Genomic DNA, 269 nt, shown 5'->3' with positions numbered 1-269 from the left:
CCTGGAAAATCATCTGGATGCGGCGCCGATTGGCCGCCAGGGCCGAGCCGCGCAAGGCCAGGAAGTCGCTATCGCCTACCCACACATGCCCACTGTCGCTGTCTACCAGGCGGATTGCCGCCTTGACCAGGGTGCTTTTGCCTGAGCCGGACTCACCGACGATCGCCAGTGTCTTGCCCTTTGGCAGGTTCAGCGACACATTGCGCAGCGCCGCCACCGAGCTGCCGCCGACGTTATAGGTTTTGGTCAGGCGCTCGATACGCAGCGCC

1 protein-coding gene is annotated in these 269 nt (G+C 63.9%); it reads right to left on the bottom strand.

From position 1 onward, the window contains the following. Positions 1–269, bottom strand: a 269-nt coding sequence (locus SB764_RS40665) for an ATP-binding cassette domain-containing protein (RefSeq protein ID WP_410866851.1), incomplete at both ends; no start/stop codon positions are given.

It is taken from the genome of Paraburkholderia sp. SIMBA_027, from assembly GCF_046535315.1.
Classification (GTDB): Bacteria; Pseudomonadota; Gammaproteobacteria; order Burkholderiales; family Burkholderiaceae; genus Paraburkholderia; species Paraburkholderia tropica.
The sequence above is the reverse complement of the archived record's forward strand: the minus strand, read 5'-3'. Positions and strand labels throughout refer to the sequence as shown.